This is a genomic window from Corallococcus llansteffanensis (assembly GCF_003612055.1).
Taxonomy (GTDB): domain Bacteria; phylum Myxococcota; class Myxococcia; order Myxococcales; family Myxococcaceae; genus Corallococcus; species Corallococcus llansteffanensis.
In genome coordinates, this window is sequence record NZ_RAWB01000231.1 from 1 (window position 1) to 14,567 (window position 14,567).

The window sequence follows — 14,567 nt, forward strand, 5'->3', positions numbered from 1 at the left end:
GCACCTGTTCCGCCCGACCCCCTGTATGTCTTCGAAGGCGTGGAGGTGTTCGGCCTCCGCAAGCTCCCGCGGGACGAGGTCCTCAAGCTCATCGGCATGCCGGCGCCCGGCACGCGCTTCAACCTGGAGCAGGGCGAGTTCACGCCCTACCTGCTGGAGAGCAAGCCGCGCCTCCTGGCGGCCCATCCGCTGCAGTTCTGCCGGTACTCAATGGTCACCTACCCGCCGACCCACACGTTCCGCGTCACCGTGGACCTGGTCGAACCGGGGGACGAAAGGCGGATGCGCTTCGACCCTCCGCCCACGGGCACGGTGGAGGACCCCGAAGGGCTCATCGCCGCCTGGGGCGCCTACCAGCAGACCTACTGGAAGCTGCGGCGCGAGGGCGCGGTCCCCGAGAAGAGCGTCGGCGGGTGTCAGGCCCTGACATGCTACGGCGGCTTCAACCACCCCCAGCTCGCGCCGCTCGAAGGGCCCTTCATTGACGGCGTGCCCCGGAACACCGCGGCGCTGGTGCGCGTGCTCCGTGAGGACCGGGATGACTCGAAGCGGATGACCGCCGCAATCCTCCTGTCCTACGTGCGCTCGCGCGAGGAGCTGGTGCGCCACCTGGTCCCCGCCGTCCGCGACCCCTTCGAGGGCGTGCGCAACGAGGCCCTGCGCCTGCTGGGCACCGCGCAGGAGGCACAGCCGAAGGTCCTCATCCCGCTGGAGTCCGTGCTGGAGGCGCTGGCGTTCCCGCTCTCCTCCGACCGCAACAAGGCCGCCTGGGCGCTGGTGCGCATCGTGGAGACCGAGGGTGCCGCGCGGCGGGCGCGCATCCTCGAACAGTCGGGCGACGTGCTGCTGGAGATGGCCGGCATGCAGCAGGCCATCGACCGTGAGCCGGCGCGCAAGGTGCTGACCGTCCTCGCGGGCCGAGACCTGGGCGAGGACGTCGGCCCGTGGCGCGAGTGGGTCGCCCGCACACGCAAGGCGCCCACCGTCCACTGATGACAGGCAGCGCACCCCTGTCCCCGGGGCTCAATCACTGTCGGTTTTGACACGCGGACAGTCAATCCCTGGCACCTTGGGGGCGTTGACGTTGGCGCGTCTCCTCGCCCATTGTCTTTGCGCGACTCGGGAAGCTCGCGTGAAGGCAATCCTGTTCTGCGGGGCCCGGGGGGGTGCCGTGACGCTGCTTGAAACCAGACATGAATGGGCCCTGCCGGGTGGCGCCGAGTGATCCGTGAGATCCTCAGCGGCATGCTGTGGCAGGGCCGTCTGGCCTTGCGCAGCGGGGGCATGCGCGTCTTCGCCGCGCATGGCTACGTGGATGAGGGCTACCGGCCCTCGCGCGTGCCGTTCTTCTCCGTCGTCGGCCCCCTGGGCATCCACTCCGAGCCGGAGCGTGAGAACGGCCGCACCGCCACCTCCACCGTCCGCGTTCCGGGCCACCTCATTGGCAGGCCGCGGGGCCCGGGCGACAGTGTGCCCGCGGGCGGTGCCCTCAAGCTGCGCCTGGATGGCCGCGCGCTCGTCACCCTCACGGGGCTTCCCGGAGGCTCCTTCGCATCAGCCGCCACCGGCCCCGCGCTCGCCGCCGCCCTCGATACGAAGCTCGCGGACGCCCTCTCCGGAGGGCTGTTCCAGGAGCCCTCCGGGGCCCCGCTCACGGATCCGCTGCTGCTCGCGGCGCTCGCGGCCGTCACGGCGCGGTGGGACGCGGAAGGCAGCCGGCTCGCGCTCAGCTCCGACCCCGGCATCCCGTCGCTCGACTTCCGCTCCAGCGTGGAGGTGCTGCCCGTCACCGGCAGCATCGCGGCGGCCCTGGGCCTGGAGCCGCCGGAGCGTGCCCAGGAGGGGCGCACGTACCTGAGCAAGCTGCGGGCGCCCCGCGCCATGGCCATCGACGTGCAGGTGGACCTGTGGGCGGGCTCGCAGGTGGACCTGGCGGCCATCATGGACACGGTGGCGCTCGCCATCCCCACGCGCGGGCAGATGGTCCTGCGCCCTTCGCTGCTGGGCGCGGACGTGCCGGAGGGCGCCACGAAGCTCCGCCTGCTGTCTCAAGGCGAGCCCACCCTGCCCCTGTCGCTCGCGCACCTGGAGGCCAGCGACCAGGGCCTGGAGCGCGCTCGCGGGGGCCGCGTGGACCTGACCCCGGGTGCGTCCTGGTTGCCGGACTCCGGGGGCCTGCGCCTGTCCGGCACCGGCACCGCCACCGTGCGCGTCCACCCCACGCCGGTGGTGCCGGACTCCTTCCATCCCGACAACCCGGCCCCGGAGGGGTTCGCGCTGTCGCTGGGACTCCAGGTCGCTCCGGGCGCGGCGGAGGGGCAGACGGTGCCGGTCGGGGTGCTGCTCGCACAGGCGCAGCCGGTGCTGCGGCTGGTGCTCCGCTACGTGCTGGTGGGCACGCGCCTCTTCGGGGAGGTGGTGGCCACCGCGACGCTCGCGCGCGAGGGGGGCACCCAGGTGGCGGAGACGCGCTGGCGCCTGCTCGCGTCGCGGCTGGAGGCCGGGGTGCTGCTGCACGCGCGCCTGGACGCAGGGGAGGGCGTGGTGTGGCTGTCCGCGGATGGCGTGCCGCAGCCCCTCCTGGACGCGGAGGCCACGCCCGCTCCGCCCGTCGCGGCGCCGGGCATCCCCGTCGCGGCGAGCGACATGCTGCTCACGCTGGGCGCGGACACGGGCACGCCGCTGGACTTCACGGTGGACCACCTGCACCTGGTGGCGGATCCCGTGGGCCCGTTGGATCCCGCGCTGCGCCGCTCCCTCATCGCGGCTCCGGCCGTGCGGCCTGGCGACGTGCTGCTGCTGGGCGACTGCGACGACGGCTACCGCATTGGCAAGCGGCGCTTCCAGGCGCTGGCGCTGGCGGTGGATGGCGACGAGGTGACGCTCAGCCGCCCCGTGGAGGGCAGCTGGGCCCGCGGCCGCACGCTGGTGTTCCAGGAGGAGTGCTTCTTCTTCCAGACGCAGCTGCGCCGCAAGGACGACCTGCTGAACCACCTGTACCGCTGCAGCGTGGACTACCGGGTGTCCGCGCTGATGGAAGAGCTGAACGCGCGCACTGGCGCCCGGCTCGTCGAGAAGCCCGTGGTGGACCCCGTCCCGCGAGGCGCGTCACGCGCCGCCAGCGGCCACCCGGGAACATTCGTCACCGAAGTCGACACCGCCAAGCGCGGGGCCGTCTGAAACCAGGAGGAAGACCGTGCCAGAGCGTTTGCATCCGGGCGTGTATGTCGAGGAGAAGAGCGGCGGCGCACGCCCCATCGAAGGGGTGGGCACGTCCACGGCGGCGTTCGTCGGAGAGACGGCGCGCGGCATTCCAGGCCTGGCCTGGTTCCTCACCGGCTTCGCCGAGTACGAGCGCGCCTTCGGAGGCCACCAGCCCGGCGAGGCGGGCCTGCTCGCCCAGGCGGTGGAGGCCTTCTTCGACTCGGGCGGCCGGCGCGCGTACGTCGTGCGCGTGCTGCCTTCCGACGCGGGCATCGGCGCCTCCGTCCCGCTGGCCTCACGCGCGGGCGGTGGTCTGAACGCGCTCACCTTCTTCGCGCGGGGCGCGGGGGAGTGGTCCGAGTTCATCCGCATCCACGTGAGCGACTCCACCAACTTCCCCACGGATGCCTTCCGCGTGGAGGTGGTCTGGACGGAGGCCGGCGCCACCCGCACGCTGGAGTCCTTCGACGACGTGCGCATGGATCCGTCGAGCGAGGACTACGTCGGGGAGCGCATCAACGAAATCTCGAAGTACATCCAGGTGCGCGATGACTTCCAGGTGACGCTGGCCGCGCAGCCCGTGGGCTCGGTGCTCGTCGCCGCGCAGCCTCCCAAGCTCAAGGCCGCCGTGCTGTCGAGCACGAAGTACACCCTGGCCGACGGCGCGAAGCTCCAGGTCTCCACCTGGGACGAAGCCCAGCCGGACCTGCCCCGCACGACGCTGGACATCCTCGTCACCCAGGCGCTGGTGGTGGCCGCCGTTCCGGGCGCGGTGTTCGCCAACGGCAAGGTGCTGCTCGACGCCGCGCAGCTCAAGGCGTTCCTCACCCAGGCCGTCACCGCCGCGGCGCTCACGAACGTCTTCGTCATCGGCGGCACGGACTCGCCGGAGATTTCGCTGAAGGTGGCCACAGGGCCCACGCTCACCATCCCCAAGCCGGCCGGTGCCACCTATGACCTGGACCCGGAGAACGCGAAGGTCACCGTCGGGCCGCCGGGCGCCACCACGGAGGTGCCGATCCCCATCCTCGCGGCCAATCCGGGAGCGGTGACGCCCGCGGAGTTGCGCCAGTCGCTGGCCACCGCGCTCGCCGGCAAGGTCGCGTCGGTGGTGACGGACGCCCAGGGCAACACCGTCATCACCGGCCTGCCCACCGAAGCGGGCACCTCCACGCTCGCGCTCTCCGCCACCGGCTTCTCTGGCACCGCCGCCGCCGGCACGCCCGGGCTGTCCCCGGAGCACTTCGACGGGCTCCAGCTCTCCATCTCCGAAACGCTCCAGCCCACGGTGCCCACCGTGCTGCGGCTCCTGGGCTTCGCGCCGCGCGCGCGGGGCTACTCCAACGATTCCCCGGCCAACCCCCTGGTGCGTCCCACCTCCGTGTCGAACGTGCGCCTGCTGGGCGGCACCGAGGGCAGCGCCCCGCTGGACACCTCCGACTTCGCGGGCGACGCGAGGCTGCGCACCGGCCTGCACGCGCTGGACGGCGAGGAGGTCAACCTGGTGGCGCTGCCGGGCAAGAACGAGGTGGGCTACCTGGCCGCTGGCATCGCGTACTGCGACAACCGCGGCGACTGCCTCTTCCTCGCGGACGGCCCCGGGGGCGTGGACAAGGACTTCGCCGTCGCGCCGGATGACGCGAAGCAGTTCATCGAGGGGCTGCCGGCGCGCTCGAAGAACTCGGCCATGTTCTACCCGTGGATCCGCGTGGCGGACCCGGTGGGCGTGGGCCGCAACCCCACGCGGCTGGTGCCGCCGTCGGGCCACGTGGCGGGCCTCTTCGCCCGCACGGACAACACGCGCGGCGTGTGGAAGGCGCCCGCCGGCATCGAGGCGTCCATCTCCGAGGCGCTGGGGCTCCAGTACCCCGTCATCGACGCGGAGCAGGACCTGCTCAACCCGGTGAGCCTCAACTGCCTGCGCCAGTTCCCCGGGGTGGGCATCGTGTCGTGGGGTTCGCGCACGCTGTCGCCGGATCCGGAGTGGCGCTACATCCCGGTGCGCCGCACCGCGCTCTTCCTCAAGGAGTCGCTGCGGCGCGGCCTGAAGTGGGCGGTGTTCGAGCCCAATGACGAGGAGCTCTGGGGCCGCATCCGCGTCGCCATCGAGTCCTTCATGCTGGGCCTGTTCCGGCAGGGCGCCTTCCAGGGGGCGACGCCCGAGGAGGCCTTCAGCGTGGTGTGCGACCGGAGCACCAACCCGCAGGAGAACGTGGACGCGGGCATCGTCACCGCGCAGGTGGCCTTCGCGCCGCTCAAGCCCGCGGAGTTCGTCGTCCTCGAGTTCCGCCAGAAGAGCCTGCTGGCCTCCTGATGCCCACGCCCATCCCCGCCAACGCCCGCAACCCGCTGCGGACCTTCCGCTTCCGGATCCGGATGAACACGTCCGCCGCCGGGCAGTACGTGGCGGGCGTGCGCACCGTGTCCGGCCTGTCCGTGCACGTCAGTCCCTTCGAGGTCTGGGAGGGCGGCAACAACCTGCACCGCTACGCGCAACCCCACAAGGTGAACTGGGAGCCCATCGTGATGGAGCAGGGCCTGGCGCTCGACGACACGTTGGAGCGCTGGGCGCTCGCGGTGCTGGAGTTCGCGCGCACGGGCAAGGCGCCCGGGGAGGCGGTGAAGCGCGACGTCTTCATCGATCTGTGGGACGGCTTCGCCCACCCCACGGAGGTCCCCGCGCCGGGCCCGGAGGCGCGCATCCGAAGCTTCTACGTACACAACGCGTGGGTGAGCAAATACCACGCGCTGCCCAAGCTGGACGCCATGGCGGGGGAGGTGGCGCTGCTGTCGCTGGAGCTCACCCACGAGGGCTGGGAGCCGGTGCCCAAGCCGCCCGCCAGCAAGCCCGCGTCGCCCGCCTGAGTTCCCTTCTTCCTTCGAGGAGCCCGCCATGCCCCGATTCGTCGAATCCACGAAGCGCGACCCCTACCGCAACTTCAACTTCCGCGTGCTGCTCAACAACGTGGAGGTGGCCGCGTGCCGGAAGATCTCCGGCCTCACCGGCACCGTGGAGGTGGTGAAGTTCCGCTCCGGCGACAGCCTCAGCTCCGTGGACGAGCTGTCCCCGGGCCGCACGCGCTACGAGAACGTCACGCTGGAGGCGGGGCTCACCCAGGACACGGCCTTCGAGGACTGGGCCACCCAGCTCATCCGCCACGAAGCCACCCCGGGCCTGCGCGCCGCGGAGCCCGACTACCGGCGCACCGTGGAGATCCTCGTCTACGACATCGACCACAACCGGCCGGTGAAGAAGTTCATCCTCCACAACGCGTGGTGCTCGAAGTTCACCGCGATGTCGGAGCTCGCGGCGGAGGCCAACGAGACCCTCATCGAGACGCTGGTCATCGAGCACGAGGGCTTCACCATCGAGAAGGTGGTGTGAGGTGCTGCTCGAGCCCCCCATCCCGGTGCTGCTGCCGCACGGCCTCTTCGACGAGGACGGCCGGTGCCACCGCCAGGGCGAATTGCGCCCGCTCACCGGCCGCGACGAGTGGACGCTGGCCGTGGCCGGCGACCGCCCCACGCCTCGCGCGGTGAGCGAGCTGCTCGCGTCGTGCCTGGGACGGCTGGGGGACTACGCGCGCGTGGACGCGGCGCTGACGTCCGCGCTCACGCGAGGGGACCGGCACCACCTGGCGCTGCACCTGCGGGCGCGGATGTATGGGGATCGCCTGTCGCTGGTGGCGCGCTGTCCGGCCCCGGGCTGCGGCGCGATGGCGGACGTGGACGTGCGCCTCTCCGCGCTGGCGCCGGAGCGGCCGGACGCGGCCCCGGAGGTGCTGGGCGTGCCGCTGCCGGAGGGCCGCGCGGAGGTGCGCGAGCCGACGGGCGAGGACGACGCGGTGCTGGCGGAGGTCCCGGGCCCGCGCGCGGAGCGGTCCGCGCTCCTGTGGTCGCGGCTGGTGGAGGTGGACGGTCAGCCGCTGACGCCCGACGGGTGGAAGGCCCTGCCCGTGAGGTCGCGGCACGCGGTGGCGCTGGCCCTGGCGGAGGGCACGACGGCGCCGGACCTGGGCCTGTTGGGGCGCTGTCCCCAGTGCTCGGCGTGGCTGGAGCTGGAGCTGGATCCGTTCGCGCTGCTGGCGCGCGAGCTGCGGGGTGGGGCGGCGCGGCTGGAGTCGGAGGTGCACTGCCTGGCGTTCCACTACCACTGGTCGGAGGCGGACATCCTGGCCCTGCCGCGCGCGCGGCGGTGGCGCTACCTGGAGCTGCTGCGCAACGAGCTGGAAGGCCATCCGCTGGTGGATGGCTGGAGCTGACGGAAAGGACGCACACGCCATGGCCCCACCCCCCGTGAATGGACAGGTCGGACTCACCCGCCGCGAGCTGGAGCGTGAGCTCGCGTGGATGCTGCGCAGCATCCCTGACGACCCTAGGGAGCTGGTGAAGCTGCTCAGCACCTCCGTCGTGGCGCTGCTGGACAAGAACAACGAAGCCATTGCCCGGAGCCTCGCCCAGCGCGAGTCGGCCGGCGGCGCGCGGGTCCACGGATGACGCGCAACCTGGAGCCGACCCTCCTCGCGTTCGATCAGCAGCTGGCCAAGGGCATGCTGGTGACGCTGCCGCAGACGGCCGACGACAAGAAGACCGAGCCGAGCGTGCGCGCGCTGCGCTTCCAGTACAACCCGGAGACGGTGACGCGCACGCGCGCGGGGCAGTGGGAGACGAAGCCCGGCAAGACGCCCGAGCAGACGAAGGTCCTGCTCGACGGGCAGCGCGGCGGCGGCCTGCACGCCAAGAGCGAAACCATCGCGATGAAGCTCGTCTTCGACGTGACGGAGGCCGTCCTCCGGGACCGCGAGTGGGCGGGCACGTCCGGCGTGCTGCCGGAGCTGGCGATGCTGGAGGGGATGGCGCTGGGCAAGGACCAGGTGGGCGAGGAGGAGAAGAAGCCCGCGACGAAGCTCGTCTCGCTCAACCCCACGGAGCTGCTGCTCATGCTGGGGCCGCGCAACTTCCCGGTGGTCATCACCGGGATGACCATCGTGGAGCAGCGCTTTGATCCATCGCTGCTGCCGCTGCGCGCTGAGGTGGACCTGCGCATGCGCATCCTGGAGGTGGGGGAGAACGCGGCGAACAACAAGGTGGCGCAGGTCTTCAAGAACCTGCGGGACCAGCGGCAGCAGATGGAGGAGCTGGCGGCGGTGAAGGGCGCGGACGCGAACACCCTCATCGCCCAGGCCCTGGCCCCGCAGGCGAAGTTGAACGGCGCGAGCTAGGCGGCCATGAGCGACCCCTCTTCCCGACACAAGGACCTGCCCACGTACGCGGCGCCCCTGGGCGCGGGCGGCACGCAGGTGGCGCTGTACGTGCCGCGCGTGGCGCCGGGCGCGCCCACGTCTCTGTTGCACAAGGTGGTGGCGGGGGACCGGCTGGATCTGCTCGCGCAGCGCTACTTCAGCGACCCGTTCCAGGCGTGGCGCATCGTGGACGCCAACCCCACCTTCGAGCCCGAGGCGCTCCTGGAGCCGGGCACGGTCCTGTCCATCCCGGAGAAGCCCTGATGGCGGAGCAGCGCGCGGCGTTCCTCCAGCTCTGGATCGACGGGCAGCCGATGACGGATGCCCGGGGCCGGGTGACGCGCCTGGAGGTGGACGAGCGCACCGACGACGCGTCGTCCTTCCACCTGTCGCTGGAGATGGCGCCCACGGACTCAGACGACTGGGACGCGCTGGCGGACGGACGGTTCGCGCTGCTCAAGCGCATCACCATCAGCTTCGGGCTGGGTCCGCCGGACAGCGAGGCGCCGGACGTGGAGGAGGTGGTGTTCGACGGGTACATCACCGCGGTGGAGCCGTACTTCGGCCCGTCGCGCGTGCCGGACTCGTCGCTGGAGCTGTACGGGCTGGACGCGTCGTGCCTGATGCACCTGGAGGAGCGCACGCGCTCGTTCAGCGGCCTGTCCGACGCGGGCATCGCGCGGCAGCTCTACGGTGAGTACGGCTTCGGCGTGGACGTGCAGGACACGGCGCCGGTGCGCGACGCGGCGCGGGCGGTGGTGCTCCAGCGCGGCACGGACGCGGCGCTCCTGCGGTGGCTCGCGCGGCGCAACGGCTACGAGGCCTTCGTGGAGCGCAAGCCGGGTCCGGTGGCCGCGGGCGCCAACGCGGCGGCGGAGTGCGTGGGCCACTTCCACCTGCCCCGGCCGGAGGCCCCGAAGCAGCCGGACCTGTCGCTCCTGCCGCGCTCCACGCCGACGATGGTGGAGCTCAAGGCGCGCTGGGAGAGCCACCGGCCCACGGAGCTCCACGGCGCGCACATCGACGAGCGCACGCGGCGGATCCGCTCCGCGACGGTGTCCGCGCCGCGCTTCCCGCGCATGGGGAGCACCAGCCGCGCGGACATCCTGAAGGCACGGATGGCGGCGGTGCTGCCGAAGCGCCCGGACGTGAAGGCGGTGGGCCTCCAGTACGTGGACGTGCCGCACGACGTGCCCGAGGTGGAGAACCTGGCCTGGGCGGACTATCGCGAGGCGGACTGGCTGGCGGAGGCGAACGGCACGGTGCAGGGGCTGCGCTACGAGCGGATCCTCCGCGCCCGGCGTCCGGTGGGGCTCGTCGGCGCGGGCAAGCTGATGGACGGCACCTGGTACGTGCGCGGCGCTCGGCACCGCTGGGTGTGGGCCGACGCCGTGGCCCGCTACGAAGTGGACGTGGACCTGGCGCGCGACGCGCTCAACGGGGTGGCGTGATGGGCCGTGGCCTGCACTTCCCCTTCCAGTTGGGAGACCTGGGCACGCCCCGCACCGTGGGGCCCGCGCAGGTCATCCGGCAGCAGCTGGAGCAGCTGTTGTTCACGCTGCCCGGCGAGCGGGTGAACCGCCCGCGCTTCGGGTGCGGTGTGCAGCGGATGGTGTTCGGCGCCGCGAGCCCGGAGGTCGCCGCCGCGACCGAGTACATCATCCGCCTCAACGTGCAGGAGTTCATGCGCGACCAGGTGCGCCTGGACGCGGTGAAGGTGACCGCCGAGGACTCCACCCTCTACGTGGACATCCTCTACACGCTGCTGGCGACGGGCGAGGAGCACGCGGAGCTGTTCCGCAGGACGCTGGAGGCGCCCCCGTGAGCGCGCTCGTCCTGACGCTGCCGCTGGAGGCCTCGCTCGCGGCGGCGAACGCGGCGTTGCAGGCCGCGCCTCCGGGCGAGGTGGAGTGGGTGCTGCCCGTGGGCGAGGGCGTGCTCACCACCGCGGTCGTCATCGGCTCGCCCGTGCATGCGCTGCGGCTGCGGGGTGGCGTGGGGGTGACGCTGAAGCTCGATGGCGGGTCGCTCGAAGTCATCGGACTGGTGACGGCCCTGGTGGACGTGACGGTGGTGGCGGAGGAGTCAGCGGGGCTCTTGCTCAAGGGCGTGCGGGTGGAGGTGTCGGACGTGTCGGTGGGCGCCACCGCTTCGGGGGACTGCACGGCGCTGACCGTGGAGACGCCCGATGGGACGGTGAGCATCGACTCGCTCACGGTGACGGGGGCGAAGGGCACGGCGGCGACGGGGCTCCTGCTCGCGGCGAAGGAGGCCCGGGTCACGGGCCTGTCCGTGGCCTCCGTGGAGGCTTCGTCGGGCGCGGCCTTCGGTGTGCGCGCGGTCTGCCAGCGGTCGCAGTGGGCGGACGTGAAGGTGCGGGACGTCGTTGGCGCTGGCGCGGGCGTGGGCCTGGAGCTCGCGGGCCTGTCGCGCGCGAACCTCTCCGGGGTCACGGTGTCGAAGGTCACCGGCGCGAGGGCGCTCGGCGTCCGGGTGCTGGTGTCGCGGGAGGAGGGCGAGGGCCTGTCCGCGGTGGACGTGGCCGTGAGCGACGTGAAGGCCCTGGCGGCGGAGTGGAGCGTGGGGCTGGTGGTCGGCTCGCCGGGCGCGGTCCAGGTGCGCGGCTTCACCGTGCGGCAGGTGCAGGGGGCCCTCGCGCTGGGGATGCTCGCGCTGGGGGGCCGTGGCATCGAGGTCGGCATCGGACAGGTGGAGGAGGTCCTGGGCGGCACGGCCTCCGCGGGCCTGCGGGTGCTGGGCGGACCTTCGCTGGAGCCGGTGACGGTGCGCGACGTGGAGGTGAGCCGCGTGTCGGGGGCGCCCGTGCCCGTGGGGGCGCAGCCGGCCCCGGCGTGGTCGGAGTGGCTTGCCGCCGCGCTGGAGGCCCTCACGGGTTCGGTGGTGGGTCCGCTGACGCTGCCCGTGTTCCCTTCGGACGGGGACGTGGTGGGGCTGCACGTGGCCGCGCCGCTGGGCGGGCTGGAGCCCGTGCTGGACGCGGGCACGCCCGGGGAGATGACCGTCGAGGACTGCTCCCTCTTCGTCATCACCGGCACCGCGCTGCAACTGGAGGGCGGACTGCGCACGGCGCTGGTGCGTCGCACGGAGGCGTGGACGTCCGTGCACGCGGGCTGGCTCCAGGCGGAGCAGCTGCTGCTCGCGCAGCTCACGTGGCACCGGCATGCGCACGGCTTGCGGCTGGGGCCGGGCGAGGTGCGCGCGTACGACTCGCTGTTCACGGCCATCGTCGGCGCGCCCTTCGTGCTGGAGACGGACGCGGAGCTGTCCGCTTCGCCCGCGCTGTTCGCGGAAGGTGCCGCGCCTCCGTTCCTGGAGGTGGGGCCGCTGCCCTACGTGACGCCGGGGACTCCGCAGGGGCCGCCGGTGCTCCTCACCGGGGTCCTGCCGCCTCCGGAGACGGTGGACCTGCGACTGGTGCCGGACGCGGCCGTCGCTCGCGCTGGCGTGCTCGTGCCGGGAGACGGCCCCCGGGATCCGGCGCCCTTCGTCGGTGCCTGGGCTCCGGACGTGGTGCCTGGCTGTGACGTTCGCGATCCGCAGCCGCGCCCGTGGCTCGCGGCCCCGGAGCGGCCCGCGCCCGGCGCGCTGGTGGACTACCTGGCCCGCGACGCGCGCTCACTGCTGGCGGTGATGCTGGAGCGGGCCCGCACGGTGATGGCGCCGTGGCAGGACCGGGGACCGGCGGACTTCACGACGATGCTGCTGGAGGCGGTGGCCGCGCAGCTCGACTCGCTGGCCTACCAGCAGGAGCGCGCGGTGGTGGAGGGCTTCCTGGAGCAGGCGCGGCTGCGTCGCTCCGTCGAGGACCACGCGCGCGGCCTGGACTACGCGCCCGACCCGGGCCTGTCCGCCACGACGATGCTGCGCTTCCGGTTGGATGCGGAGGCGCTCGCGGCGCTGGTGAAGGCGCGGCTGGACGAGCTGGACCTGCCGGCGCTTCCACCCGGCACCACGGCGCTGGAGTTCCTCACCGGCGGCGGCGTGCTGGAGTTCCCGGCGGACACGCTGGTGGCCAACGCCTCCACGCAGGAGCACTCGCTGGTGTTCGTCACCGAGTCGCCCCTGTCGTACTTCCCGCGCCTGGATGCCGTGACGCTCGCGGAGTCGGTGCTGCCCGGGGACACCGGGGCCACGCTCGCGGGCGTCTACCCGGAGCTGGAGGTTGGCCGGTGGCTGGTGCTCTACCGGGGACGCGGCGAGGGCGGGCACGTGGTGCGTGTGACATCCGTTGCGCTCGCCACCGATACGACCTTCATCGGGTGGGATCCGCGCAGGCTCGCGCCGGAGGCCTTCCTCGCGCCGGGGGACCCCACGCCCGGGCCCCGCGCGACGGTGCTGGGCAACGTCGTGCCCGCGCATCACGGGCTGCCGGTGACGCCGCTGCCGGAGGGCTTCGAGGCCGACTCGGCGGAGCCCTTCGCGCGCAGCCTGGCGCAGTGGCGCGCGTTGCTGTCGCCCATCGTGGACGGCAGCCAGGAGCGCGAGGTGGTGCTGCCGTTCCATCCCATCAGCGTCCAGGCCCCGGGCTATCCGCTGCCCGGCGACGCGCTTCGGCGCGGGACGCCCCAGGTCCAGGTGAGCGTGGAGGACGACCCGTGGAGTGTGGTGGAGGACCTGTCCGTCCAGGGACCTGGGGATGAGGTCGTCGTGTTGCGCGCGACCCCCACGGGCGGCGCCAGCCTGCGCTGCGGGGATGGCGTCAACGGCGCCGCGCTGCCGCCCCGCGAGACGGCGCTGGGCCTGTCGCTGCGGATCGGGCTGGGGACCCTGGGCAACGTGGGGGAGGGCGTGCTCACGCGGCTGCTCCAGGTGCCGTTGGATCCGCAGCGCTCGGCGTCGGCGGGAGAGCTGCTGGCCCAACCGATGGACGACGTGCGCCTGCTGGTGCGCGTGGACAACCCGCTGCCCGCGGTGGGGGGACGGGACGCGGAGTCGCTCGACTCCATCCGCTACCGCGCGCCGGCCGGGGTGTCGCAGCCGCTGTCCGCTGTCACCGTCGAGGACTACGTGCGCCTGCTCCAGCAGTTGCCGGAGGTCGCCGGGGCCTCCGCGCGCGTCGTGCACCGGGACCTGCGCACCGTCATCCGCGTCACGGTGCTGCTGCGCGACGAGGACACGCTGGACCGCGATGAGCTGCTGCGCCGGTGGGCGGGCGTGCGGCGGCGACTGGAGGAGATCCGCCTCCTGGGCGTGGACGTGGAGGCGCTGCCGCCCCGGTGGGTGCCGCTCGATCTGGACCTGGAGGTGGACGCGGCGCCGCACGCGCAGGCGGACCTGGTGCGCGACGCGGTGGTGGGAGCCATCGCGGGAGACGGTGGCCTGTTGGATCCGGACCGCTCCGGGCTGAACGGCGACGTGCAGCTCGCGGACCTGTACCAGGCGGTGCTGCGCGTGTCCGGCGTGACGGCGGTGCGGGTGAAGCGCTTCCGGCGGCTGGAGTCCCACTTAGTGGATCGGCTGGCGGAAGGGGTCATCCCCATTGGCCCGGAGGAGGTGGCCACCGCGCGCGGCGGCTACTGGCCGGGCTCCGAAGGGGTCCTCACCGTGCATGTGTGTGGAGGGCTGCGATGAGCCGCGTCCCCGCCACGCATCAGGCGCTGTCGCACGAACAGCTCCGCACGCGGCTGGGCGAGACGGCGCGCACGTCCTTCGCGCGCACGGACGAGGCGCCCACCTGGAACCCGCTCGCGTACGCGGCGCCTTCCTCGGTGGACCTGGGGCGCGGGCTGCTGGACAGCGTGGCGCTCGCGCTGCACGTGCTGTGGACGTACCAGCAGGCGTGGGCGGAGGAGGGCTTCCTCGCGACCGCGCGGCTGGAGGACTCCGTCTCCAAGTTGCTGGGGCACATCGGCTACCGGCCGAGTCCGGGGACCGCGGCGGTGGGGCTCCAGCACTTCCGCTGCAAGGCGAACGTGCGCGGCACGCTGCCCGCGGGCTTCGCGGTGACGTCGGCAGCGGAGGGGGAGGAGGCGGTCGCCACCTTCGAGACGCTCGCTCCGCTGCGCCTGCTGCCGGAGCTCAACGAGCTGCGCGCGTTCCTGCCGCCCCGCGCGGACTCAGGTTCAGGCTCGGGTCCTGGCGGTGGTACGGGCACCGGAG

Annotated in this window: 13 protein-coding genes; all 13 read left to right on the forward strand. The window is 72.9% G+C overall.

What is annotated here, in order from left to right:
* On the forward strand, positions 1–993 hold a 993-nt coding region (locus D7V93_RS45060; RefSeq protein ID WP_158623814.1), incomplete at its 5' end, for a HEAT repeat domain-containing protein.
* 228 nt (positions 994–1,221) lie between these two features.
* Positions 1,222–3,180 (forward strand): hypothetical protein, encoded by a 1,959-nt coding sequence (locus tag D7V93_RS21485; RefSeq protein ID WP_120645196.1) that lies wholly within the window; start codon positions 1,222–1,224, stop codon positions 3,178–3,180.
* Positions 3,181–3,196: 16 nt separating this feature from the next.
* A complete protein-coding gene (locus tag D7V93_RS21490; RefSeq protein WP_120645197.1) occupies positions 3,197–5,518 on the forward strand; it encodes a phage tail sheath C-terminal domain-containing protein in 2,322 nt (773 codons plus the stop codon).
* Positions 5,518–6,069: a phage tail protein gene (locus tag D7V93_RS21495; protein ID WP_120645198.1), complete on the forward strand. Its 552-nt coding sequence runs from the start codon at positions 5,518–5,520 to the stop codon at positions 6,067–6,069. The genes D7V93_RS21490 and D7V93_RS21495 overlap by 1 nt, the downstream gene beginning before the upstream one ends.
* A gap of 28 nt (positions 6,070–6,097) precedes the next feature.
* Entirely contained in the window at positions 6,098–6,589 is a 492-nt protein-coding gene (locus D7V93_RS21500) for a phage tail protein (RefSeq protein WP_120645199.1), read from the forward strand.
* Between the two features lies 1 nt (position 6,590).
* Complete coding sequence (locus D7V93_RS45065) at positions 6,591–7,466, forward strand: hypothetical protein (protein ID WP_158623815.1); 876 nt, start codon at positions 6,591–6,593, stop codon at positions 7,464–7,466.
* 19 nt (positions 7,467–7,485) lie between these two features.
* Complete coding sequence (locus D7V93_RS21515) at positions 7,486–7,701, forward strand: hypothetical protein (protein ID WP_147451265.1); 216 nt, start codon at positions 7,486–7,488, stop codon at positions 7,699–7,701.
* Positions 7,698–8,426: a CIS tube protein gene (locus D7V93_RS21520; protein WP_120645202.1), complete on the forward strand. Its 729-nt coding sequence runs from the start codon at positions 7,698–7,700 to the stop codon at positions 8,424–8,426. The genes D7V93_RS21515 and D7V93_RS21520 overlap by 4 nt, the downstream gene beginning before the upstream one ends.
* Positions 8,427–8,432: 6 nt before the next feature.
* Positions 8,433–8,711 carry a LysM peptidoglycan-binding domain-containing protein gene (locus D7V93_RS21525; protein ID WP_120645203.1) on the forward strand — a complete coding sequence of 93 codons (279 nt, stop codon included), beginning with the start codon at positions 8,433–8,435 and terminating at the stop codon, positions 8,709–8,711.
* A complete protein-coding gene (locus D7V93_RS21530; protein ID WP_120645204.1) occupies positions 8,711–9,898 on the forward strand; it encodes a phage late control D family protein in 1,188 nt (395 codons plus the stop codon). The genes D7V93_RS21525 and D7V93_RS21530 overlap by 1 nt, the downstream gene beginning before the upstream one ends.
* Positions 9,898–10,272 carry a GPW/gp25 family protein gene (locus D7V93_RS21535; RefSeq protein ID WP_147444793.1) on the forward strand — a complete coding sequence of 125 codons (375 nt, stop codon included), beginning with the start codon at positions 9,898–9,900 and terminating at the stop codon, positions 10,270–10,272. The genes D7V93_RS21530 and D7V93_RS21535 overlap by 1 nt, the downstream gene beginning before the upstream one ends.
* On the forward strand, positions 10,269–14,039 hold the full coding sequence (locus D7V93_RS21540; protein ID WP_120645205.1) for a baseplate J/gp47 family protein: 3,771 nt from the start codon (positions 10,269–10,271) through the stop codon (positions 14,037–14,039). The genes D7V93_RS21535 and D7V93_RS21540 overlap by 4 nt, the downstream gene beginning before the upstream one ends.
* The coding region (locus tag D7V93_RS21545; protein ID WP_208723096.1) for a hypothetical protein at positions 14,036–14,567 on the forward strand (532 nt) is incomplete at its 3' end. The genes D7V93_RS21540 and D7V93_RS21545, both read left to right, overlap by 4 nt.

Excerpts from the sequence above, each read along its gene's own strand:
- D7V93_RS21495 (WP_120645198.1), top strand. The coding sequence starts at position 5,518 with ATGCCCACGCCCATCCCCGCCAACGCCCGCAACCCGCTGCGGACCTTC.
- D7V93_RS21500 (WP_120645199.1), top strand. The coding sequence starts at position 6,098 with ATGCCCCGATTCGTCGAATCCACGAAGCGCGACCCCTACCGCAACTTC.
- D7V93_RS21515 (WP_147451265.1), top strand. The coding sequence starts at position 7,486 with ATGGCCCCACCCCCCGTGAATGGACAGGTCGGACTCACCCGCCGCGAG.
- D7V93_RS21520 (WP_120645202.1), top strand. The coding sequence starts at position 7,698 with ATGACGCGCAACCTGGAGCCGACCCTCCTCGCGTTCGATCAGCAGCTG.
- D7V93_RS21525 (WP_120645203.1), top strand. The coding sequence starts at position 8,433 with ATGAGCGACCCCTCTTCCCGACACAAGGACCTGCCCACGTACGCGGCG.
- D7V93_RS21530 (WP_120645204.1), top strand. The coding sequence starts at position 8,711 with ATGGCGGAGCAGCGCGCGGCGTTCCTCCAGCTCTGGATCGACGGGCAG.
- D7V93_RS21535 (WP_147444793.1), top strand. The coding sequence starts at position 9,898 with ATGGGCCGTGGCCTGCACTTCCCCTTCCAGTTGGGAGACCTGGGCACG.